Origin of the sequence: Curtobacterium sp. MCBA15_008 (genome assembly GCF_001865065.1) — a bacterium.
GTDB lineage: Bacteria > Actinomycetota > Actinomycetes > Actinomycetales > Microbacteriaceae > Curtobacterium.
Genome location: NZ_MJGN01000012.1, coordinates 183,148 through 205,281, shown reverse-complemented (window position 1 = coordinate 205,281; position 22,134 = coordinate 183,148). Strand labels below are relative to the sequence as shown.

The 22,134-nt window shown below is 73.7% G+C and carries 24 protein-coding genes; 8 read left to right on the top strand and 16 right to left on the bottom strand.

The window, feature by feature from the left end; genetic code table 11:
* Positions 1–66 precede the first annotated feature (66 nt).
* Positions 67–369: a putative quinol monooxygenase gene (locus tag BIU96_RS06835; RefSeq protein WP_071291829.1), complete on the bottom strand. Its 303-nt coding sequence runs from the start codon at positions 367–369 to the stop codon at positions 67–69.
* A 91-nt stretch (positions 370–460) separates the two neighbouring features.
* On the opposite strand from BIU96_RS06835, the gene BIU96_RS06830 reads away from it, so the two are divergent.
* Positions 461–877 (top strand): HIT family protein, encoded by a 417-nt coding sequence (locus BIU96_RS06830; protein WP_071291828.1) that lies wholly within the window; start codon positions 461–463, stop codon positions 875–877.
* A gap of 12 nt (positions 878–889) precedes the next feature.
* On the opposite strand, the gene BIU96_RS06825 is transcribed toward BIU96_RS06830, so the two are convergent.
* The 3 genes from BIU96_RS06825 to pxpA are packed head-to-tail and all read right to left on the bottom strand — an operon-like array spanning position 890 to position 3,179.
* Positions 890–1,774, bottom strand: coding sequence for a biotin-dependent carboxyltransferase family protein (locus BIU96_RS06825; RefSeq protein WP_071291827.1), 885 nt, complete (start codon positions 1,772–1,774; stop codon positions 890–892).
* A complete protein-coding gene (locus BIU96_RS06820; RefSeq protein ID WP_254786008.1) occupies positions 1,771–2,364 on the bottom strand; it encodes an allophanate hydrolase subunit 1 in 594 nt (197 codons plus the stop codon). The genes BIU96_RS06825 and BIU96_RS06820 overlap by 4 nt, the downstream gene beginning before the upstream one ends.
* A gap of 32 nt (positions 2,365–2,396) precedes the next feature.
* Positions 2,397–3,179, bottom strand: a complete 783-nt coding sequence (pxpA, locus tag BIU96_RS06815) for a LamB/YcsF family protein (protein WP_083402712.1) — start codon at positions 3,177–3,179, stop codon at positions 2,397–2,399.
* Positions 3,180–3,472: 293 nt separating this feature from the next.
* Here pxpA and BIU96_RS19750 point away from each other — a divergent pair, with 293 nt between their 5' ends.
* On the top strand, positions 3,473–3,877 hold the full coding sequence (locus tag BIU96_RS19750; RefSeq protein WP_175477477.1) for a hypothetical protein: 405 nt from the start codon (positions 3,473–3,475) through the stop codon (positions 3,875–3,877).
* Between the two features lie 16 nt (positions 3,878–3,893).
* Positions 3,894–4,199: a hypothetical protein gene (locus BIU96_RS06805; protein WP_071291824.1), complete on the top strand. Its 306-nt coding sequence runs from the start codon at positions 3,894–3,896 to the stop codon at positions 4,197–4,199.
* Between the two features lie 127 nt (positions 4,200–4,326).
* Here the strand turns inward: BIU96_RS06805 and BIU96_RS06800 are convergent, their stop codons facing one another.
* Positions 4,327–5,493 carry a hypothetical protein gene (locus tag BIU96_RS06800; protein WP_071291823.1) on the bottom strand — a complete coding sequence of 389 codons (1,167 nt, stop codon included), beginning with the start codon at positions 5,491–5,493 and terminating at the stop codon, positions 4,327–4,329.
* Positions 5,494–5,671: 178 nt separating this feature from the next.
* On the opposite strand from BIU96_RS06800, the gene BIU96_RS06795 reads away from it, so the two are divergent.
* Positions 5,672–6,574, top strand: a complete 903-nt coding sequence (locus tag BIU96_RS06795; protein WP_071291822.1) for an NmrA family NAD(P)-binding protein — start codon at positions 5,672–5,674, stop codon at positions 6,572–6,574.
* 83 nt (positions 6,575–6,657) lie between these two features.
* Positions 6,658–7,272, top strand: coding sequence for a dihydrofolate reductase family protein (locus tag BIU96_RS06790; protein ID WP_071291821.1), 615 nt, complete (start codon positions 6,658–6,660; stop codon positions 7,270–7,272).
* 3 nt (positions 7,273–7,275) lie between these two features.
* Here BIU96_RS06790 and BIU96_RS06785 read toward each other — a convergent pair whose 3' ends face one another.
* From BIU96_RS06785 to BIU96_RS06775, 3 genes are read right to left on the bottom strand one after another with little or no spacing between them, the layout of a single operon-like run.
* Positions 7,276–8,001 (bottom strand): response regulator transcription factor, encoded by a 726-nt coding sequence (locus BIU96_RS06785; RefSeq protein WP_071291820.1) that lies wholly within the window; start codon positions 7,999–8,001, stop codon positions 7,276–7,278.
* On the bottom strand, positions 7,998–9,416 hold the full coding sequence (locus BIU96_RS06780) for a sensor histidine kinase (RefSeq protein WP_175477476.1): 1,419 nt from the start codon (positions 9,414–9,416) through the stop codon (positions 7,998–8,000). The genes BIU96_RS06785 and BIU96_RS06780 overlap by 4 nt, the downstream gene beginning before the upstream one ends.
* Positions 9,403–10,347, bottom strand: coding sequence for a CPBP family intramembrane glutamic endopeptidase (locus tag BIU96_RS06775; RefSeq protein ID WP_071291819.1), 945 nt, complete (start codon positions 10,345–10,347; stop codon positions 9,403–9,405). The genes BIU96_RS06780 and BIU96_RS06775 overlap by 14 nt, the downstream gene beginning before the upstream one ends.
* A 114-nt stretch (positions 10,348–10,461) precedes the next feature.
* Here BIU96_RS06775 and BIU96_RS06770 point away from each other — a divergent pair, with 114 nt between their 5' ends.
* A complete protein-coding gene (locus BIU96_RS06770) occupies positions 10,462–11,901 on the top strand; it encodes an amidase (RefSeq protein ID WP_071291818.1) in 1,440 nt (479 codons plus the stop codon).
* 388 nt (positions 11,902–12,289) lie between these two features.
* On the opposite strand, the gene BIU96_RS06765 is transcribed toward BIU96_RS06770, so the two are convergent.
* From BIU96_RS06765 to BIU96_RS06740, 6 genes are read right to left on the bottom strand one after another with little or no spacing between them, the layout of a single operon-like run.
* Positions 12,290–13,081: an ABC transporter ATP-binding protein gene (locus tag BIU96_RS06765; protein ID WP_139199865.1), complete on the bottom strand. Its 792-nt coding sequence runs from the start codon at positions 13,079–13,081 to the stop codon at positions 12,290–12,292.
* On the bottom strand, positions 13,078–13,938 hold the full coding sequence (locus tag BIU96_RS06760; RefSeq protein ID WP_254786007.1) for an ABC transporter ATP-binding protein: 861 nt from the start codon (positions 13,936–13,938) through the stop codon (positions 13,078–13,080). Before BIU96_RS06760 ends, BIU96_RS06765 begins: the two co-directional genes overlap by 4 nt.
* Entirely contained in the window at positions 13,935–14,825 is an 891-nt protein-coding gene (locus BIU96_RS06755) for an ABC transporter permease (protein WP_071291817.1), read from the bottom strand. Before BIU96_RS06755 ends, BIU96_RS06760 begins: the two co-directional genes overlap by 4 nt.
* A complete protein-coding gene (locus tag BIU96_RS06750; protein ID WP_071291816.1) occupies positions 14,822–15,775 on the bottom strand; it encodes an ABC transporter permease in 954 nt (317 codons plus the stop codon). The genes BIU96_RS06755 and BIU96_RS06750 overlap by 4 nt, the downstream gene beginning before the upstream one ends.
* Before the next feature lie 46 nt (positions 15,776–15,821).
* Positions 15,822–17,387: an ABC transporter substrate-binding protein gene (locus BIU96_RS06745; protein ID WP_083402711.1), complete on the bottom strand. Its 1,566-nt coding sequence runs from the start codon at positions 17,385–17,387 to the stop codon at positions 15,822–15,824.
* Positions 17,388–17,445: 58 nt separating this feature from the next.
* Positions 17,446–18,408, bottom strand: coding sequence for an alpha/beta fold hydrolase (locus BIU96_RS06740; RefSeq protein WP_083402710.1), 963 nt, complete (start codon positions 18,406–18,408; stop codon positions 17,446–17,448).
* A gap of 48 nt (positions 18,409–18,456) precedes the next feature.
* Here BIU96_RS06740 and BIU96_RS06735 point away from each other — a divergent pair, with 48 nt between their 5' ends.
* Together BIU96_RS06735 and BIU96_RS06730 are read left to right on the top strand one after the other, a co-directional pair.
* Positions 18,457–19,371 (top strand): siderophore-interacting protein, encoded by a 915-nt coding sequence (locus BIU96_RS06735; RefSeq protein ID WP_071291815.1) that lies wholly within the window; start codon positions 18,457–18,459, stop codon positions 19,369–19,371.
* A 44-nt stretch (positions 19,372–19,415) separates the two neighbouring features.
* On the top strand, positions 19,416–20,174 hold the full coding sequence (locus BIU96_RS06730; RefSeq protein WP_254786012.1) for an ABC transporter ATP-binding protein: 759 nt from the start codon (positions 19,416–19,418) through the stop codon (positions 20,172–20,174).
* Positions 20,175–20,350: 176 nt separating this feature from the next.
* Here the strand turns inward: BIU96_RS06730 and BIU96_RS06725 are convergent, their stop codons facing one another.
* Together BIU96_RS06725 and BIU96_RS06720 are read right to left on the bottom strand one after the other, a co-directional pair.
* Positions 20,351–20,707: a Fe-S oxidoreductase gene (locus BIU96_RS06725; RefSeq protein WP_175477475.1), complete on the bottom strand. Its 357-nt coding sequence runs from the start codon at positions 20,705–20,707 to the stop codon at positions 20,351–20,353.
* A 2-nt stretch (positions 20,708–20,709) separates the two neighbouring features.
* Complete coding sequence (locus tag BIU96_RS06720; RefSeq protein ID WP_071291814.1) at positions 20,710–22,110, bottom strand: NAD(P)/FAD-dependent oxidoreductase; 1,401 nt, start codon at positions 22,108–22,110, stop codon at positions 20,710–20,712.
* Between the last annotated feature and the right edge of the window lie 24 nt (positions 22,111–22,134).

The following is a 22,134-nucleotide window of genomic DNA, read 5'->3' as shown; positions in this document are numbered from 1 at the left end:
CCGCAATCGTCCCATGTCCCGCGCGTGCCCCGGAGCAGGGCGCCGACAGCACGCCGGCGGCCCCGATCAGGTCAGCGGGATGGTCCGGTCGAAGGTCCGCTTGACCGGCGGCGACGCCACCACGTCGCGGAGGGCGGACGCACCCTCCGGCGTCGCACGCCAGGCGACGTACGCGTCGTGGTCCGCCGAGGTCGTCCAGCGTTCGACGACCACGATGCGGGTGGGGTCGGCGTCGTCGACGATCACCTCGAGGGACTCGCTCCCCGGGAACGCGCCGGTCTGTGCGAGCGTCTCGCGGATCGCCGTCTCGACGGTCTCGGTGGGGAGGTCGCTCCGGAGCTGGGCCTCGAGCAGGACGGTCATCGACATGGTGCACCTTTCGTCATCGGTCTCCGAGCCAACCGCAGATGCGGCCCCGGTGTTCCGGAGTCGGCCGGAGCGCATCCGGCAGACTGGTCCGATGGACCCGTGCCCCTTCTGCCGCATCATCGCCGGGGAGGCGCCGGCCGCGTGGGTCGAGCGCGAGGAGCACGCGGTGGCGTTCGCACCCCTGCCCGAGTCCCTGCTCGCTCCCGGGCACACCCTCGTGGCCCCGGTGGAGCACACCGACGACCTGTGGCGCGCCGGGCCGGTGGCCCTGTCTGCGACGTTCGCCCTGGCGCAGCGTGTGGCACGGGCGATGCGGGGCGCGCTCGGCGCGACCGGCACCGTGCTGCTGCAGGCGTCCGGGGCGGACGCCGGGCAGAGCGTCCGGCACCTGCACGTCCACGTCGTGCCGTGCTGGCCCGACGACGGCACGGTGCACTGGCCAGAGCGGCGGTCGGCACACGTGGTCGAGGGCGACCCGTACGCCGCCCTCGCCGCGATGTTCGACTGACCGCAGCGACCCTCAGCCGGTGATCCGGAAGCGCACCGCGTCCCCCGGTCGCAGCTGCGCGGCACGGTCCACCGCCGCCGGGGTGAGCACCGCGACGACGGGGTAGCCGCCGGTCACCGGGTGGTCGGCGAGGAACAGGACGGGGTGCCCGTCCGGAGGGACCTGCAGCGAGCCGGTCTCGACGCCCTCGCTCGGGAGCTCACGGGTCGCCGCCCGGACGAGCGGCGCCGCCGCGGTCGTCCGCACCCCCACGCGGTCGCTGTCCGGCGTGACGTGGTGGACCTGGCCGGTCAGGGTCGCGCGCCACGACGGCGTGAACCAGTCGTCGCGCGGGCCGGGCGTCACGTCGAGCACGACGGGTTCGCCGGGCGGAGTGTCGAGCGGCGGGGCGACGGCGTCGACGACCGGCCATCCGTCCGCGGCGTCCCCGACGGGCAGGACGTCCCCGACGGACAGCGGCGGCGGGCCGAGCCGCGCCAGCGAGTCCCACGACCGGCTGCCGAGCACCGGTTCGACCGCGAACCCGCCCCGCACCGCGAGGTACACGCGGAGGCCCGCGTCCGGCTGTCCGATGCGCAGCACGTCTCCGGGGGCGAGCGTCAGCACCTCGTACGAGGCCGCGCCGCGGACCCGGCCGTCCGCCGAGGTGACCTCGACCGGGCAGGCCGCACCGGTGGTGGCGGTGACCAGGTGGGCGTCGGAGCGGAGTGTGACGGAGCCGAGCAGTGCCTCCAGGACGGCCGCGTCGCGGCGGTTGCCGACCATCCGTCCGGCGAGGGCTGCTGCTCCGCGGTCGGCGGCACCGGCGGCGCCGAGGCCGGCGTCGCTGAACCCGGGACGGCCGAGGTCCTGCACCGACGTGCCGGGCCCGACCTGCAGGACGGTGAGCGCGCTCATGCCGGGGGCGCCTCGACGAACCGGAGCCGGGTGCCGGCGGGGGCGAGCGCGGGCGGGTCGCGGTCGAGCGACCACATCGCGACCTCGGTCCGGCCGATGAGCTGCCAGCCACCCGGCGACGACCGCGGGTAGACGGCGCTGAACTCGCCGGCGAGGGCCACCGCGCCGCTCGGTACCGCGGTGCGGGACGTGCTGCGGCGTGGCAGGTCGAGCGAGGGCGCGGTGCCGGTGAGGTAGCTGAAGCCGGGGGCGAAACCGCAGAAGGCGCTCGTCCAGACCTGGCCGGTGTGCCAGGCGACGAGCTCGTCGCGCGTCATCCCGGTCGTGCGCGCGACGGCGTCGAGGTCCTCGCCGTCGTACGTGACGGGGATGACGAGCGGTGCGCGGTCGTCCACGGAACGGTCGGCGGTGACGGGGACGACGCCGGCGAGGCCGGAGCGGAGACGACCGGCGTCGGTGCGGTCCGGGTCGAACCGGAGCAGCAGCGTCCGAGCGCCGGAGACGACCTCGGTGAGCCCCGGGACCTCTGCGGCGGTCAGTCCGGCGTGGAAGGCGACGACGTCGTCGAGCGAGTCGAAGGTCGCCAGCACCGCGGACCGCCCGGCGGGACAGACGTCGAGCGTCACGGCGACGCGGGCGCGACAGCGGGCGCGAACGGCGCGATCGTCACCCCGTGCGTGGTCAGCAGCGTCCGGATCGCCTGCGCCATCGCGACCGCGTCGGGGGAGTCCCCGTGCACGCAGACCGAGTCGACCTGCACCCGCACGTCCGAGCCGTCGACCGCGGTCACGAGGCCGTCGGTGACCATGCGCAGCACCCGCGCGGCGACGGCCTCGGGGTCGTGCAGCACCGAACCCGGGGTGCTGCGCGACACGAGCGACCCGTCGGGTTCGTAGGCGCGGTCGGCGAAGACCTCGCGGACGGCTCGGAGTCCGTGGCGCTCCGCGGCCCGCAGCAGCTCGGAGTCGGGCAGTGCGAGGACCGCCAGGGTCGGGTCGACGTCCGCGACGGCGCGGACGACCGCCTCTGCCTGCACCGGGTCGACGCAGGCGGTGTTGTACAGCGCCCCGTGCGGCTTCACGTACGTCACCGCGGTGCCGGCGACCCGGGCGGTCGCGACGAGCGCGCCGAGCTGGTGCACGACGTCGGCGTACAGCTCCTCGGGGGTGACGTGCACCGGCCGGCGGCCGAAGCCGATGAGGTCGCGGTAGGCCACGTGGGCGCCGACGGCCACGCCCCGCTCGGCCGCGGCTCGGCAGGTGTCGAGCATGATCGTGGGGTCGCCGGCGTGGAAGCCGCAGGCGACGTTCGCCGAGGAGACCACGTCGAGCATCGCGCGGTCGTCGCCCATGCTCCAGGCGCCGAAGCCCTCGCCGAGGTCGCTGTTGCAGTCGATCGTGGTCACCTCGCCAACCTACCGGGGCGCCGTCAGCAGGCGTCCGATGCGGGTGCATGGTGCGACCTCACACGCGTCGATCGACTCGCGCTTTGCCGCAACTTGCAGGCGTATCCGATGCGGGTGCATGGTGCGACGTCACACGCGTCGATCGACTCGTGTGTTGTCGCTGCACGATCGCGCCCGGCCAGCGCCCGCCCGGCGCCCGGCCAGCGCCCGCCCGGCGCCCGGCCGGCGCCCGCCCGGCGCCCGGCCGAGTCCGAGCGGTCGGGGCGGGCGGCCGGACCCCGTATCCTGCGGAAGTGGAAGCGACACAGCCCTCCGGCACGACGAAGCGCCGCGTGGAACTCCGGATCACCCGCCCGCCGTTCACGTGGTTCGCCCGGCCGACCGTGACGATCGACGGCGTCGGACACCCGGCGCAGTGGGGGATCGGCACGTGGGCGGTGCCGGACGACGGGGGCACCGTCATCGGCGTGTACCTGTACAACCGCGCCTGGCGGTTCGGAGCGGCGACGCGAACGGTCGGAACCGGAACCGGAACCAGAACCGGAACCGGAACCGGAACCGGGACCAGAACCGGAACCGGAACCGGAACCGGAACCGACGCCTGGGCCCGCGCCGACGCCGTGGCCGCCGACCGCTTCGTCTACCGCGCCGGCTGGCTGCCCTTCGGCGGCGGACGTCTGGTCACCGACGCCGACTGAGGCGGACACTGGTCGCATGACGACCAAGATCACCCTCATCATCGACAACCCGTCCGATCCGACGGCGTTCGAAGCGGCCTACCCGGCCCTCCGCGACGCCGCCGCGAAGCTCCCCGAGCTCCGCCGACTCGAGGCCGGCAAGGTCTGGCCCAAGGAGGACGGCACGCCCACGCCGGCCCACCGCACCCTCGACCTGTACTTCGACTCGTACGACGACGCCTCGGCAGCGATCGCGGGCGCCGAAGCGGGCGACTTCTTCGGGCAGCTCGGCGCCACCGGCGCGACCTTCACCGGACTGTTCTCGGACGTCGAGCAGGCCTGACGGCAGCGACCGCGCGCGGCGCGACCAGCGGCCGCGGACTGGACCAGCGGACGGACGGGAGGCGCGGTGCCAGCTGGCACCGCGCCTCCCGTCCGCACTGCGCAGCCCGTCGGGACTGCTCGGTCAGCTACGCGTTCGAGCCGGACCCGTCGTCGCTGCCCTCGGTCGACTGGTCGTCGCTCTCCGAGGAGCCGCTGTCGTCGGAAACGCCCTCGACGGTGATCTTCGCCGGGAAGTCCGCCGCCGGCACCGAGCCGCCGCCGATGATGTTCGCCGCACGACGGTGCTGGCTGATGGTGAAGCCCGAGTCGCCGGTGCTCGGCTTGACGAGGAACGGCACCCACCCGGTCGTGCTCTCACCGGAGGAGATGTAGCCGTCGTCGGTCAGGCCGGAGAAGCCCTTCTCGGCCAGCGCGGTCGCGACGTCCGCGTTGGAGTAGCGGTCGATCTTGTCACCGTCGGCGGTGAGGAGCTGCAGGTCGCTCGGCGACCAGCCCGAGGTGTAGACGCTGCCGGCGTCGACCTTGATGTGCACGGCGACGATGTGGCCGCTCTCGTAGTCCACCGCGGCGGGCAGCGGGAAGTTCGTGATGATCTGGTCGACCGTCACGGTGTTCTTCGTCACGTCGTCCGTGCTCTTGGCAGAGGCCTTCTTGGGCGTCGCGCCCTCCTTCGCGGCGGTGACCGCGGAGTCGGCGCCGGTGTTCTTCAGCAGCGGCGCGGTCATGGTGCGGGCCGGGTACTTCTTGCCCGACTCGTAGTCGGTGTGCTTCGCACGCTTCCACGTCAGGTCGGCCGACTTCGCGGTGTCGAGGACCTGGAGGGCGACCCACCCGGTCTTCGTCGAGCCGGTCGACACGTAGCTCGGCAGCGCGGCGTAGCCCTGCGCCTCCATCGCGGCCTCGAGCCCACCGGCGTAGAGGTTCGACGAGGTGGTGTCCTGGTCGTCCTTGAGCCCGATGTCGGTCGTCGAGACGGAGTAGCCGTCGTCGGGCACGGTGACCTTGAGCTGCACGAGCACGACATCGCCCTGCGAGGACTTGAGCGACTTCACGTTGTCGGTGTCGAGCTTCGTCGACACCTTCTTGATCTCCACGCGGTCGCCGACCTGCGTGTCGGTGAGGGTGACCCCCACCTTCTTCTCGACGTCCTTCGTCAGGTCGATCTTCACGGCCGAGCCGCTGACGGGCTTCGCGTCGCCGCCGGACTTCCCCTCGGATGCCCCGCCACCGCCACCGCCGCCGCTGCAGGCGGTGAGCGTCAGGCCGAGGACGACGGCGGTGGTCGCGGACATGGCAATGGTCTTGATCTGCACGGTTCCCCCTGGATGCGCCACCCCAACGGTGGTCAGTGCTGACCATTCTGCCGGAATCCTCAGGCTTCGTCCGCACATGTCGTACGGACGGTCCGGAACACGACCGCGCGGCCGGCTCGCTGAACCCGGTCCGCGGGGCACCCGTAGCGTGGCGGCCATGACCACCACCGTCCTCGTCGCCGGCGCCACCGGCGACCTCGGCGGACGTATCGTCCGTGCGCTCCGGCAGCACGACACCAGCGTCCGCGTCCTCACCCGCACCGACGGAAGCCCCGCCGCCGAACGCCTCGGCGCCGAGGACGGGGTCGAGGTGGTGCGGGCGGACTACGGCGACCACGCGGGCCTGGTGTCGGCCCTCGCCGGGGTCGAGGTGGTGGTGTCGGCGGTGAGCGGGACGCGTCCGGTGATCGTCGACGCGCAGCGGGCCCTCCTCGCGGCCGCGGTCGAGGCCGGCGTCGCCCGGTTCATCCCGTCCGACTACGCCGCCGACTACCGCTCGATCACGCCCGGGTCGAACCGGAACTTCGAACTGCGTCGCGAGTTCGCCGCCGACGTCGACGCCGCCCCGATCCGGGCGACCTCGATCCTCAACGGGGCGTTCACCGACATGCTGACCGGCCAGGCCCCGCTCATCCTGTTCGACCGGCAGCGGGTGCTCTACTGGTCGTCGCCCGACCAGGTGCTCGACTTCACCACTAAGGACGACGTCGCCCGGACCACGGCCCTGGTCGCGCTCGACCCGGCGGCGCCGCGGGTCGTCGAGGTCGCGGGGGACCGCGTCACCTCGCGCAGCATCGCCGAGACCATGTCACGGCTGACGGGCACCCCGTTCCGGCTGCAGTGGGCGGGGACCGCGGGGACGCTGTCGGCGATGGCGCGCGTCGGTCGGCGGCTGTCGAGAGCAGGGGATGACGAGCCGTTCCCCGCGTGGCAGGGTATGCAGTACTTCGTCAGCATGTTCAGTGGCGAGGCCGAGCTGCACCACGTCGACGACGACCGGTACGGCCCGTACGAGTGGACCAGCGTGGAGGACGTGCTCGCGGCACACCTCGCCGCCTGACCGGCCAGCCAGCCCGACCCGCCCGCCGGCACGTTCAGCCGGTCCGCCCGACCCTCCTGCCGCACGACCAGACCGGGGACCCGATGACGGACACCACCTGCCACATGTCGATCTCCCTCGACGGGTTCGTCGCCGGTCCCGACCAGGATCTCGAGCACCCGCTCGGCGTCCGCGGCGGCGAGCTGCACACCTGGCACATGCCCGGCACCGAGGTCACCGACGCCGACCGCACGGCAGCGGGCTGGCTGATGCGACCCCGCGGCGCGTACGTGATGGGCCGCAACATGTTCGGCCCGGTCCGCGGCGAGTGGGACCAGGACTGGCAGGGCTGGTGGGGCTCTGAACCGCCGTACCACGCCCCGGTCTTCGTGCTCACCCACCACCCGCACGACCCGATCGCGCTCGAGGGCACGACCTTCCACTTCGTCACCGACGGGTTCGACGCGGCCTACGCGCAGGCACTCACCGCGGCCGGTGACCGGGGCGTCGACATCGCGGGTGGCGCCTCGACCGTGCGGCAGGCGCTCGTCGCCGGGGTGGTGGACGAGCTGACGATCGACATCGCACCCGTGCTGCTCGGCTCCGGGGAGCGGATCTTCGACGCCGACGTCGCGGGTGCTGCGCCGTTCGACTTCGAGCCGGTCGAGGTGCTGCACTCGCCGCTCTCGACGCACATCCGGTACCGCCGCCGAAGCTGACGCTCAGCGCCGCTGGTCGTCCGGCCCGTGCCCGGGCCCCGGCTCGTCCGGCCCCGGCTGGTCCAGCTCCGGCACCGCCACGATCCGGTTCTGGTACGCCCACACGACCGCCTGCAGCCGGGAGCGCACCCCGAGCTTCGGCAGCATCCGCGCCAGGTGCGACTTCACCGTGGAGACCTCGACGACGAGCGCCGCCGCGATCTCCTCGTTCGACATCCCCTGCGCGAGCAGCATGAGGACGTCCCGCTCCCGCGCGGTCAGCACCCCGTCGACCCGGTCGCCCGTCACCGGCTGCAGGCTTCGCCGCGACACGAACTCGCGGAGGACCCGCCGGGTGAGCGACTGGTCGATCGTCCCGTTCCCGGCGGCGACCTGTCGGACGGCGTCGACGATGACATCCGGCTCGGCGTCCTTCAACAGGAACCCGGACGCCCCCGCCTCGAGCGCCCCGAACACCAGGTCGTCGACGTCGAACGTGGTGAGCATGAGCACCGGCACCGCGGGGTCGGCGTCCGGCGCGCAGAGCTCCCGGGCCACCTCGATCCCGTTCCGCACCGGCATCCGGATGTCCAGGCAGGCGACGTCCGGCCGGCTACTCCGTGCCAGGGCGAGCGCCTCGCCGCCGTCGGCGGCGACCCCGACGACCTCGATGTCCGGCTCCGCGCCGAGGAGCGCCGAGACGCCGGCCCGGACCAGCGGCTGGTCGTCCGCCACCAGCACCCGGATCACCGGGCCACCTCGGGACCGTCGGCCGGTCCGTCGGAGGCGGGGCGCGCCTCCCGGTCGACCACCAGGGTCACCACCCAGCCACCGGTCGCGGTGGGTCCGACCTGGAGGCGCGCACCGACCAGGTCCGCCCGCTCACGCATGCCACGGATCCCGTTCCCACCCGCGGGGCTCGTCCCGACGGACGGCACGGTGGCCGCTCCGTTCTCGACGCGGATCGCGAGGCGATCCGCATCCCGGTCGTCGAGGACGACGGTGCACGGCGCGCCGGGTGCGTGCAGGGCGACGTTCGCGAGCGCCTCCTGGACGGTGCGGTACGCGGCGAGCTGGGTGAGCGGGCCGATCCCGTCGGCGAGCGGGTGTGCGCCGGGCCGGACGTCGAGGTCCACGGTCGTCCGGGTCCGCGCCCGCTCGACGAGGTCCACGATGCCGGCGACGGTCTCCACCGCGCGCTCGGCGGGGGCGTCGTCGCGGAGCAGGCCGACTAGGCGGCGGAGGTCCTCGAGGACGGCGGTGCTCTGCTCCCGGACCTGGCGGACCCCCTCGTGGGCGCGTTCCGGGTCGACGTCGATCTGGCGGTCGATGACGGCGGACATCAGGGCGATCCCGGACAGGTGGTGCGCGGCGATGTCGTGCAGTTCGCGGGCCATCGCGGCGCGCTCGCGGGAGACCGCCGCCTCGACCCGGGCGTCCTGCTCGCGGTCGCGGGCGTCCTGTTCGCGGTGTCGGGCGTCCTGCTCGCGGTCGACGGCGGACGCCTCGGCGGTGCGGGCGGAGCGGACCTCGCGGCGGGAGCGGACGAGGAGTGCGACCACGAGCGGCAGACCGACCGCGCCGACGGCCTGCAGCACGCCCTGCCCGGCGGACGCCGCGATGCCCTGGGCGGCACCGGCGCGGAACGCACCGGACGTCGTCGCCGTCGCGATCGCGGAACCGAGTGCCACGAGGACCGCGGCGGCGCCGAGCGGCACCCAGAGCCGGGCGAGGGGGAGTCGCAGCGAGGCGAGCACCACCGCGACGACGACCGGCAGCGCGGAGAGGCCGAACAGGGTGGACGGTGCGGTGACGGCCACCAGGACCGGGATCGCGGCGACGACGACGAGCGTCGTGCGTGGTGCCCGGCGCGCTGCCAGGAGGACCGCCGACTGGGCGAGGACGCCCAGGGCGAGGAGGTTCCAGGCGGTGCCGCCGAGGGCCGGCCACGCGGTGCCGGTGCCGGTGCCGGTGCCGGTGCTGTCCGGGTCCGCGGCGTCGAGCGGGGGCAGGGCCAGCATCAGGCCGATCGTCACGACGGCGGTGAGGGCGCCGATCCGGACGTCGGCGCGGCGGTCGCGGGCGGTCGTGCTCGCGGGCGTGGTCGTGCTCGCGTCGCGGGCGGTCGCGCTCGCGCTCGCGTCGCGCGGGTCAGCGGGTGCCATAGTTCGATCCTAGGAGTCGGGCGGTCTCGGTGCGGCGCGGGTACCCGAGGCGGCCCCGGGTCACGACGAGCAGGACGACGGCGGCCACGGTCGAGACGACCGCCAGGCCCTGCATCATCGTGCCGGCGGTCATCCCCGGGTACATGTCGGCCCAGAGCGTCGAGATGGTGTTGTTCACGCCGACGTGCAGGAGCATCACGACCGGCAGGCTCTCCCCGGTGCGGTTGAACACCCAGGTGATGACGACGTTGAACGTGATCGTGAACAGGGCGAACACGAGCGGCTCGGTCCAGTGCGCGTCCGGCCACCCGCCCCAGTCGGAGAAGTAGAGCGGCATGTGCCAGAGCGCCCAGAGCGGGCCGAGCACGGCGGCGGCGCCGAGCGGACCGAAGCGCTCCTGCAGCCGGGGCAGGGCGAAGTCGCGCCAGCCGGGCTCCTCGGAGAGCCCCGTGGTGAACAGCTGCACGACGAGCCCCGGGACGAGGGCGACCAGCGCGAGCAGCGACGGCGCCTGCACCTGGCCGCCGGCGAAGGGCAGCCCGGTGGCGACGATGAGCGCGGGGACCCCGACGAGCGCCAGGGCGTACCAGTACCAGGACACCCGCCAGCGCCAGAGCCGATCGACCCAGCGACGGAGACCAGGACGGCCGTCGGCGATCGCGGTGACGAGGAACGCGCCGCCGAGGGGGCCGAGGAGCGCGCCGGGCAGGACGCCGGTGAACTGCGCCGAGCCGAGGAACTCGGGGAAGTGCAGGTCCCAGACGCCGAGGCCGTGCGGGGACAGGATGTAGGGGATCCACGCCAGCCAGCTGAGGCCGAGGGCGAGGACGGCGAACGAGGTCAGCGGGTGCCGTGCGACGACTCCGCCGACCCCCGTCCGCCGGGCGGGGTCGGTGCCGGCACTGCGCCGGACTTCGGTGGTGGTGGTCATGGGTACGACGCTAGGAACGGCAGCCCCGCGGGACGACCGGCGAACGGACGCACCTGCCGGGCTTCCTCCGAAGGATGCAAGCCCCGTGTCCGCGCCGCCGAATAGGCTCGATCCGTGTTCGAACTCCACCACCTCGCCGCACAGGAACTCTGGGACTGGGTCCGCCGTGGCGAGGCCACCGCGCTCGAGGTGACCGAGCACTACCTGGGCCGCATCGAGCGCCTCGACCCCGAGCTCGGTGCCTTCGTGACCGTCACCGCGGACGCCGCACGCGACCGTGCCGAGCACCTCGGCGACCGTGTGCCGACGTCGCGACCGCTGTGGGGCCTCCCGTCCGCCGACAAGGACCTGTACGACCGCACCGGCGTGCCCACGCGGCGCGGGACGACCGCGCTGCCCGACGTGCCCGCCGGAGCCGACCACCCGCTCGTCGCCGCGCTGGACGCCGCCGGAGCCGTGAGCCTCGGCAAGACGGCCTCGCCCGAGTTCGGCATGTCCTCGTCGTCGGAGACCCGCTTCGGCGTGACCCGGAACCCGTACGACACGTCGCGCGCGCCCGGCGGGTCGTCGAGCGGCGCCGCGGTCGCGGTGGCCGCCGGGCTCCTGCCCGCCGCGGTCGGTTCGGACGGTGGCGGGTCGGTGCGGATCCCCGCGGCGGCGAACGGCCTGGTCGGGCTCAAGCCGAGTCGTGGCCGCGTGCCCTCGATGCCCGGCCGGTCCGGCGTCGGCGGGCTGTCGGTGGCCGGGCCGCTCACCCGGAACGTGGCCGACGCCGGCATGCTGCTCGACGCGCTCGTCGCGCCGACCGGGCTGCCGGAACCCCACCCGTACGCGCTCGTCACCCCGGACGTCGGCGATGGTCCCTTCACCGCCGCGGCCGTGCGCGGCGAGGGGCGCTTCGTCGTCGGACTCCTCGACGGGTCGCCGTGGGACGACACCGTCGACGTCGCGGTCGACCCCGCTGCCCGCGCCGCCGTCGAGACCGCGGTGCGGGTGCTCGGCGAGGTCGGGCACGGCGTCGAGGACGTCGCGATGCCCCGCGCGCCGTACGCCGACGCCTTCCGGGTGGCGTGGGAGAGCTCGGCCGCGCGGCTGCCGCTCGTGCCGGGCATCGACCTGTCCGCCCTCACGCCGCTGGTGTCGTGGCTCGTCGCGCGTGGACGAGCCCTCAGCGGCACGCAGGTCCTCGACGCGATGACCGCGCTCGACACCTTCTCGGCGGCCCTCATCGGCGCGTTCGACCGCTTCGACGCCGTGCTCACGCCGACGCTCGCGATGACGCCCCGGCCGCTCGGGTGGTACGGCGACGACCCGGAGGAGGACTTCCGGCGGCAGTGCGCGTACTCGCCGTGGACGTCGATGGCGAACGTGTCGGGGCTGCCGGCGATCACGCTGCCCGTCGGCGTCACCGAGGACGGCCACCCCGACGGCGTCGGCCTGCCGATGGGCGTGCAGCTCATCGGGCGGCCGGGTGGTGAGCGCGTGCTGCTCGCGATCGGCGCGCAGCTCGAGCGGCGCCTGCGGTGGCAGCGCCGGCACCCGCCGATGTGGTGACGCCCCGGTCCTGACCGTCTGCCGCCTGTCTGCCGCCTGTCACGCACTCTTGCGTGTGCATGTTCCGACGTCGCGCGCGTCGTTCGACTGGTGTGAAGTCGCATCATGCGCACGCATCCGATGCGCGTGCATGTGGCGACGATGCATGCGTCGTTCGACTCGTGTCGTGTCGCATCATGCGCGCGCGAGGTTGTGACGCCGTCGATGTCGTACGACGACGACTGTGTCGATGTCGTACGACGACGACTGTGTCGTAGCCGGGCGTCCGCAACGGTTGCGTCCGCGGGGTTGCGACGCCGTCGATGTCGTACGACGACGACGGTGTCGTTCCGAGTCGACGGACCGCCCGCCCGCCCCGCCCCGGCCCCCGCGCCCGCACCCCACCCCACTACGGCAGCGTCGGCGCCGCCTCCACCAGGGCCCGCGTCACCGGGTGCGTCGGCGCGTCGAGGAGCGACACCGGCCCGTGCTCGACGATCCGCCCCGCCGACATCACCGCCACGGTGTCGCACAGCCGCTGCACCACGCCGATGTCGTGCGACACGAGCACGAGCGTCAGCCCGAGGTCGTCGGCGAGCGAGCGGAACAGGTCGATCACTCGCGCACGGACCACCACGTCGAGGGCGCTCATCGGCTCGTCCCCGAACAGGATCCGGGGGGAGTGCACGACGGCTCGGGCGATCGCGATGCGCTGCCGCTGCCCGCCGGAGAACTCGTGCGGGTACCGGTCGACGGCGTCCGCGGGCAGGTCGACCCGCGCCAGCACGTCACGGACGAGCGTGGCACGAGCCTCCGCTGAGCCGCCGACCCGCAGCGCCCGCAGGGGTTCGGCGACGATCGAGCCGACACGCATCCGCGGGTTGAGGGACGCGTACGGGTCCTGGAACACCACCCCGGTCTCGCGACGGAACCAGCGCATCCCGGCCGCGGATCCGGACGCGACCACCGGATGACAGGAGGCCGTCACGGTGCCGGCGGAAGGTGCCTCCAGGCCGGCGAGCAGCCGCACCAGGGTGGACTTGCCGGATCCGGATTCGCCGACGATCCCGAGCCGCGCGCCGGGGGCGACCGTCAGGTCGACGCCGTCGACGGCGGTGCGCACCGGGCCGGGCTCGAAGGGGCCGCGGCGGGGGAGGCGGTAGGTGCGGTGCAGCCCGGTGGCGGACAGGATGTCGGTCACGCGGTACCTCCGGATCGCCGCGACCCACCGGGCCGACGGGCGGTGGCGCGGGCGGCCTCGACGAGCGCGATCGTCGCGGGGTGCCGGGGCGCAGCCAGGAGCGTCGCCACCGACCCCTGCTCGACGATCCGGCCGGCGTCGAGCACGACCGCGGTGTCGGCGATCCGGGCGAGGACCGCGAGGTCGTGCGTCACGAACACCATCCCGGCCGACAGCCCCTCGAACAGCTCGAGGATGCGGGCCTCGGTGGTCACGTCGAGCGCGGTCGTGGGTTCGTCGGCGACGAGGTACGACGGCTGCCCGGCCATCGCCATCGCGATGCAGATGCGCTGCCGCTGCCCGCCGGACAGCTGGTGCGGGTACTGCCGCAGGAGCGATGCTGGGTCGGGCAGCCCGACCGATGCGGCGAGCTCGACGGCGGCAGCGCTGGCCGCGCGGCGGTCCAGCCCGCGGTGCAGGCGCAGCGGTTCGGCGATCTGCGCGCCGACGCGACGCAGCGGGTCGAGGGCGGTACCGGGCTCCTGGAACACCATCGCGATGCCGGAGCCCCGGTGGCGCGCACGCTCGCGGTCCGGCAGGCCGACGAGTTCGGTGCCGTCCAGCCGGATGCTGCCCGTCACGGCGGCGCCGGTCGGCTCCAGCCCCATCAGGGCGAGCGAGGTCATGGACTTCCCGGATCCGCTCGCGCCGATCACGCCCACGCGACTGCCTGGAGGCACGGTGAACGTCACGTCGTCGAGGATCGTCCGGCGGCCGATCCGGACCGTCAGACCCCGCACCTGCAGTCCTGCTCCGTCGGGTCCGGCTGACTGCGAGCCGTCGGCCTGCGGCCCGGCGTTCGTGCTCGCGCCCGTCATGCGGTCACCCCCGTGCTGGTCGCTGCCGGGTCGGTGGCCGTCCGTCTGGCGCCCGCGGCGCGGTCGCCCGTCGTGAGCCGGGGATCGGTCGCGTCCCGGACGGCGTCGCCGAGGAGCGAGAGGGCCGCGACGACGAGGGCGATCGCGGCGCCCGGCCAGGTGGCACTCCACGGGTGCACGCCGATGTAGGTCTGCAGGTCGGCGAGCATGCTGCCCCACGACGCTGTGTCCGACCCGGCGCCGTAGCCGAGGTACGACAGGCCGGCCTCGGCGAGGACCGCGGTCGCCATCGCGAGTGACAGCTGCACGGTGAAGAGCGGCGCCGCGTTCGGCACCAGGTGCCGGAAGAGCACGCCGGCACCGCCCACGCCCGACGCCCGCGCCGCGGTGACGTAGTCGCTCCGGGCGATGCGGCGGATCTCGCCACGGGCGACCCGGGCGATGGTGACGCCGAAGGACAGCCCCACGCTGACGATGACGACGCCGAGGGACCCGCCGGCGATCGCGGTGAGGAGCATCGCGGTGAGGAGGGTCGGGAACGCGACGAGGATGTCGAGCAGGACCGCCGTGCCCTCGCGGACCCAGCGGGCGGTGAGCGAGCCGATGGCGGTGAGGACGATGCCGACGACACTCGCGATCACGCCGGACCCGACCGCGACGAGGACGGTCGTGCGCGTGCCGGCGAGCAGGTAGCTGGCGATGTCGCGGCCGGAGGCGTCGGTGCCGAACCAGTGCGCGGCGCTCGGGGCCTCCCACTGGTGGAACGGGTCGGTGTGGAACGGGTTCTGCGGCGTCCAGAAGAGCGACACGACGGCGAGCACGACGAGCAGGCCGAGCACCACGACGGCGAACACCCCGGTCGGTCGGGCGAGGAGACGGCGGATCACTCGGACACCTCCCGCTGCCGGGGGTCGAGCGCGCGGTGCACGACGTCGACCGCGAAGCCGACGAGCAGCACGAGTCCGGTGAGCACGAGGAGCTCGGACTGCACCTTGGTGATGTCACGGCGCCCGACGTCGGTGACGAGCATCCGCCCGACGCCGGGTAGCGAGAACAGCTGCTCGACGACGACGGCGCCGACGAGGAGCCCGGCGATCTGCACGCCGAGGACGGCCAGCACGGTGAGGGCCACCGACGGCAGCCCGTGCTTGAGGAGCGCCTGCGTGCGGGTGAGGCCGATCGCGGCGGCCGTCCGGACGTGGTCGGCGTCGAGCACGCCGAGCGTCGCGGACCGGGTGAAGCGCAGGATGACCGCGCCCTCGACCGCGCCGATCGTCAGCGCCGGCAGCACGAGCGACGCGAACGCCCGCCCGGGCTCGTCCCACCCGTCGAGCGGGAACCCCTGGGTCGGCAGCCAGTGCAGCGTCACGGCGAAGAGCGCGATGAGGAGCATCCCCGCCCAGACGACGGGGACGGCGGCCACGGCCTGCGCCGCGAAGCCGATGACGGCACCGCCCGGCCGGGTGCGGAGGACGGCCGCCAGCACGCCGAGCGGCAGCCCGATGACGAGCGCGGCGACGAGTGACATCCCGGCGAGCGGCAGCGTGACGGCGAGTTTCTGCGCGATCTCCGGCGCGACCGGGCCGCCCGTAACCAGCGAGTCGCCGAGGTCACCGCGCAGGAGCCCGCCGATCCACCCGAGGTACTGGACGACCACGGGGCGGTCGAGGCCGAGCTGCTGGCGGATCTCGGCGACCTGCGCCGGGGTCGACTGGGTGCCGGCGACGACCTGGGCGACGTCGCCGGGGAGCACCCGGAGCGTGGCGAAGACGATGACGCTCGCCACGAGCAGGCCGACCGCGAGCAGCAGCACGCGGCCGATCAGGAAGCGGGTCACGGGACCGATGCTACGGGAGGGGCCGGGGCCGACAGCGCGCCGGCGGTCACTTGACCGCGAGTCCCGCCAGGTCGAGGCGGGAGTTGCCGCCGTCGACCGGGAACCCGGTGACGCCCTTCCGCACCGCGGTGATCTCGGTCGCGGTGTACAGCCACTCGCCGGCCGCGTCCTCGCTGACGATGCGGGCGGCCTTCCGCAGGGCGGACACCTTCTCGCTCGTCGAGGTCGTGGCGATCGACTCGGCGTAGAGCCGCTGCACCTCGGGGTTGTCGTAGCCGAAGTAGTAGTCCGGGTTCGCCCAGTTGCCGAAGTCACGCGCCTCGACGTGGTCGACCATCGACAGCTGGAAGTCCTTGTTCTTGAACACCTGGTCGAGCCACGTCGTGAAGTCGACCCGCTTGACGCGCAGCGTGATCCCGACCTCGGCGAGCTGCGACTTCAGCACGTCGCCGATGCTCGCCGGGTAGACGTTCGCGTACGTCAGGGTCAGGTCGAGGTCCTTCTCGCCGGCGGCGGCGAGGAGCTGCTTCGCGCTGTCCGGGTCGTACGCGTCGATGTCGGTCAGGTCCTCGTAGCCCGGGTCGAGCTCGGGGATCGGGCCGCCCTGCTCGACGCCGGTGCCACCGATCGCCTTGATGAGCGCCTTCGGGTCGATCGCCCGCCGGATCGCCTGGCGCACCCGCTCGTCGGTGAAGGGCGCCTGCTGGTCGTTGAACGCGAGCGTGTACTTGTCGGTCGTCTTGCCGGTGTGCAGCGCGATGTCCGGGTTGCCCTGCAGCTGGCTCTTCAGGGTGCCGTCGACGGGGTTGAGCACGTCGAGGTCGCCGTTCGCCATCGCGTTGACCGCGGTCGACGGGTCGGTGATGTACCGGAAGACGATCTTCGCGACCTTCGGCTTCGGACCCCAGTAGTCCGGGTTCCGGGTGAAGGTGAGCGAGTCGCCCTGCTTCCACGACGAGACCTCGAACGGACCGGTGCCGTTGGCCGAGTCGGCGAGGTCGTTCTTCGCCGCGCGCTCGAGCACCAGCCCGGCGCGTCCGGTGAGGTTCCAGAGCAGGTCGGAGTCGGGCTTCGCCAGCTCGAGCCGGACGACGCCGGCCGAGGGCGACGAGATGGTCGAGACGGTGGCGAGCTTCGCCGAGTCGACGTACGTCGGGTTGCTCTTCGCCTGCTGCAGGGACCAGACGACGTCGGCGGCGGTGACGGGCTTGCCGTCCTGGAACGCGATGCCGTCGCGGAGCGTGAACGTGTACGTCCGGCCGTCGGCGGACACCTCGTGCTTCGACGCCAGCACGTCGCGGACGTCGCCGTCCGGCGTCCGGCCGACGAGCCCCTGGTAGACGTTGTCGATCAGCACCTGGTCGACGGCGGCACCGGACTGGGTCCGCACGTCCAGGCTGGTCGGCTCGAGCACCAGGCCGACGCGGACGGTCGCGTCGCTGCCGCCCCGGTCGTCCGAGGACCCGGAGCACCCGGTCAGCACGAGCGCCGCGGCGACGGCGACCGCGGTGGCGGACAGCGCGGTGCGGCGGATCGTCGACCGGTGCGGTGCCCGACGACCGGCTCGGGCGGTGCTGCGGAGTCGTGCGGCGGCACGGAGGAGCGGACTCATGGGGGTGTGGGTTCCTTCCGGGCGCGAGGCGACTGACGGTGCTCGCGCTCGCACGAGGTTACCGGCGCTCGGGGGCTCCCGGCGACGGTTCTTCGATCGGGTGCAACAAACCGTGACGTCCCGTCCATGCCCGGATCGCGGACGCCAGTTCGAGGGGCGCCTGGTTCTGCACCGCGTGCCGGGCCTCGACGGTGACGATCTCCGCGTGCGGCAGCCGCTCGGCGAACTGCGCGTGCAGCTTCGGTGAGACGTAGCCGCGGTCCCCGCGGACGAGCAGGATAGGCACGTCGAGGGCCTCGAGGTCGGGCCAGGCGTCGGCGAACCGCCCCACCGACGACGTCCGGCCGGCGGGCAGGTGCGGGAAGTGGTGCCGGCGCACGAGCCGTCCGTCCGAGCCGAGGCGCGTGGTGTGCCGGGCCTCGCGGAGGAGCACGTCGCGGTCGTCGCCGACGCGGGCCTCGACGGCGCGGTCGACGACCTGCTCGAGGGACGCGAACGGCTCCTCGGCCTCGAGAGCCCGGGCGATGCGGTCGACGGCGCGCTGCGCGAAGTCGGGCGACATGTCGACGAGCACGAGGCCGGTCACGCGCTCGGGCGCGGTCGCGGCGAGCCGCGCCGCCAGGATCGCGCCGAGGGAGTGCCCGACCACGACCCCGGGCGGTACCGCGAGCGCGTCGAGGGCGTGGAGGACGCTCGGCGCCGTCGCGGCGGCCGCGTAGTCGGCGTCCTCGCGCCAGCCGGACCGGCCGTGCCCCGGCAGGTCGACGGCGACCGCCGGCGCACCGACGGCGATCGCCGTCTGGTCGAAACTGTGCGCGTCGATACCGAGCCCGTGCAGGTAGGTGATCCGTGCCTCCAGGCCGTCCGCCGTGTCCCACCGGATCGCGGCGATCTCCTGTCCATCGGTGGTGCGGACCACCTGCCTGGAGGCGCGGAGCGGCTCCGTCACGCCGCTCGCGCGGGCGAGGTCGGCCAGGTCTGCGAATTCGTCGTCTGCATCGGGCACGGGGTCGGTGGGCACGGGGTCGATCTTCGCACCGACTCCCGGTCTGGATGGCTTAGGTAAGGCATGCCATACTTGGTGATCGTGGCAGCCCGGTACCGTGTCTTCTCCGTCCGCGTGGCCGCCGTCACGTCGCTCACCCCGTCCTTCGTGCGGGTGACCCTGACGGGCGACGCCCTCGCCGACTTCTCCTCGGTCGGGCTCGACCAGCGCATTAAGCTCGTGCTGCCGATCCCCGGGCACGGCTTCACCGACCTGCCCGACGGCGAGGACTGGTACGCCGCCTGGCGCGCGCTGCCCGACGCCGTCCGGAACCCGCTCCGGACCTACACGGTGCGGTCCTTCCGCCCGGACGCCCGCGAGCTCGACATCGACTTCGTGGCGCACGGTGACACCGGCCCCGCCTCCCGCTGGGTGTCGTCGTGCCGGGTCGGCGAGGAGCTCCGCATCGTCGGACCGGCCGTGCCCTCGTCACCCGCCGAACTGCCGACCGGCGCGGCCGAGTTCGATCCCGGTGCCGCGAACCGCATCCTGCTCGCCGGCGACGAGACCGCTGCCCCCGCCATCTGCGCGATCCTCGAGGCGCTCGACGTCGCCACCGTCGGCCACGTCTTCATCGAGGTGCCGACCGACGCCGACCGGCTGCCGGTGACCGCGCCCGCCGGGGTCGAGGTCCGGTGGATCGCCCGGAACGGTGCCTCGCACGGCGTCCGGATGACCGACCAGGTGCACGCGTGGGCGTCGACGGTCGCCACCGGTCCCGAGTGTGGTGGCGCTCCCGAGCTGGTGGACGTCGACGTCGACGAGCAGGTGCTCTGGGACGTCCCCGCCGCCGAGCCGTCGCGTCCGGTGTACGCCTGGATCGCCGGCGAGGCCGGCTGCGTCAAGGAGCTGCGTCGTCACCTCGTGCGCGGCGTCGGACTCGACCGCAAGCAGGTCGCGTTCATGGGGTACTGGCGGCACGGCAAGGCCGAGAACTGAGCGGGACGGTCGCGGCGCCGACCACCGCACTCGGCGCGCGCGGACTGACGCTGGCCTACGACGACCGGGTCGTGGTGGACGGGCTCGACGTCGACATCCCGGACGGGGAGCTCACCGTCATCGTCGGCCCGAACGCGTGCGGCAAGTCGACCCTGCTGAAGTCCTTCGCCCGGACGCTCAAGCCCACCGCGGGCACGGTCTACCTCGACGGGGTGCCGATCTCCTCCCTGCGACCCAAGGCCGTGGCGCGGCGGATCGGCATGCTGCCGCAGACGCCCATCGCCCCCGACGGCATCACCGTGCGCGACCTCGTCTCCCGCGGGCGGTTCCCGCACCAGGACCTGCTGCACCCGACCTCCGGGTCCGACCGGGTCGCCGTGCAGGCGGCGCTCGAGCAGACGGCGACCGTCGAGCTGGCCGACCGGAGCGTCGCCGAGCTGTCCGGCGGGCAGCGGCAGCGCGTGTGGATCGCGATGGTGCTGGCGCAGGAGACCGACATCGTCCTGCTCGACGAGCCCACCACGTTCCTCGACATCGCGCACCAGTACGACGTGCTCGAGCTCGCGTCGGCGCTGCACGCGGCCGGACGCACGGTGGTCGCGGTGCTGCACGACCTCAACCAGGCCGCGCGGTACGCCACGCACGTGATCGCCATGCGCGACGGGGCGATCGTGGCGCAGGGGCCGCCGGCGTCGGTCGTCACGGCGGACCTCGTCGAGGACGTCTTCGGGCTGCCGTGCGTGGTCGTCCCCGACCCCGAGACGGGCACGCCCCTCGTGGTGCCCCGGCGCCGCGCGGCCTGACGCGCCGCCGGGTGCGGGCTCGCTCGCGGGCGGGCTCGCTCGCTCGCGAGGTCGCGAGTTCTGCCGCTTCGGTCGTCCGCGCGCGACACATCGTGCGACCGCTGCGAAGCGCGCGCGGCGTGTTGCGCGACCTCGGCGGGCGGGCAAGTGGGCGCGCAGGCAGGGGAGCGCCGAGGTCAGCGGTAGTTGCCGTCCTCGAGGCCGGCCTCGATCTCGAACCGGTTGCGGAGCGGGTCCCGACCGGCCAGGGCGTACACGAGCGGCATGAGCATGCCGTAGCGGCGCCACTGGTCGACGTGGACCCGCTCGTGGCGGAGCACCCGGTCGCCGTCGTTGTCCCGCGTCAGGTACACGGAGCCGACGCAGGTGCCGCCGCGGCGGAACACCCACCGCGGCAGCCCCGTGCAGACGATCAACCCGTCGACGACCCGGACCGGCCCGGTGGACAGCGGCACGCCGACCGCCAGGCCGACCGCGGTCGCGAACGCCCACCCGGCGCGGGACACGGGGGAGTCGAGCAGGACGTTCCGCACCGCTACTCCGGGCGGCCGTACGTCTCGAGCAGGCGCAGCCAGATCTCGTTCATCGTGGGGTACGCGGGGACGGCGTGCCACAGCCGGTCGATCGGCACCTCGCCGACGACGGCGATGGTGGCCGCGTGCAGCATCTCGGCGACGTCCTGCCCGACGAAGGTGACCCCGACGACGACCCGGCGGTCCTCGTCGACGACCATCTTCGCGCGCCCGGAGTAGCCGTCGGCCTGCAGCGAGGCGCCCGCGACGTTGCCGAGCTCGTACTCGACCGCACGCACGTTCAGCCCCTGCTCGCGGGCCTTCGACTCGGTCAGACCGACGCTGGCGACCTCTGGGTCGGTGAAGGTGACCTGCGGTGCGGCGGCGTGGTCGGCGGTGGCGACGTGCGCGCCCCACGGCTCGGTGTGCAGCGGGGTGCCCTGGATGCGGGCGGCGATGGCTTCACCGGCGGCACGCGCCTGGTACTTGCCCTGGTGGGTGAGGAGCACGCGGTGGTTGACGTCGCCGACGGCGTAGAGCCAGTCCGTGCCGTGCACGAGCATGGTGTCGTCGACCTGCAGCCAGTCGCCGGGGGTCAGGCCCACGGAGTCGAGCCCGAGGTCCTTCGTGTGGGCGGCTCGACCGGTGGCGGCGAGCACCTCGCTCGTGACGACCGTGGTGCCGTCGTCGAGGGTCGTGGTGACCAGGCCGTGCTCGTCGCGGTCGACGCGGGTCGGGTTCACGCCGGTGCGGACGTCGATGCCGAGCTCACGCATGGCGTCGGCGACGAGTTCGCCGGCGAAGGGCTCCATCCCGCCCAGCAGACCGTGGCGGGCGACGAGGGTGACCTTCGCGCCGAGGGACGCCCACGCGGTGGCGAGCTCGGAGCCGGAGACGCCGCCGCCGATGACGAGGAGGCTCTCCGGGACCTGCTGCGCGCTGGTGGCCTCGCGCGTGCCCCACGGCTTCGCGTCGGCCAGCCCGGGGACGTCGGGAAGGATGTGGAGCGACCCGGTGACCACGGCGATCGCGGCGGCGGTGTACGTCGTCCCGTCGACCTCGAGGGTCTTCTCGCCGGTGATGCGGGCGTGGCCGCGGATGAGGTCGATGCCCGCGGAGTCGAGCCACGACACCTGCGAGTCGTCCTTCCAGTCCGACGTGAACGAGTTCCGGCGGGCGAGGACGTGTGCGGCGTCGAGTTCGCCGGTGACGGCCTGCTTCGCGCCGTCGAGCCGCTTCGCCGCGGAGAGGGCGTGGCCGCTGCGGAGGAGGGCCTTCGACGGCATGCACGCCCAGTAGGAACACTCACCGCCGACGAGCTCGGCCTCCACGATGGCGACGCTGAGGCCGCGCTTCTTGGCGTAGTCCGCCACGTTCTCGCCGACTGCGCCGGCGCCGATCACGATGAGGTCGTAGTCCGTCATGCTGCTGAGCGTACGCGGCGCGGC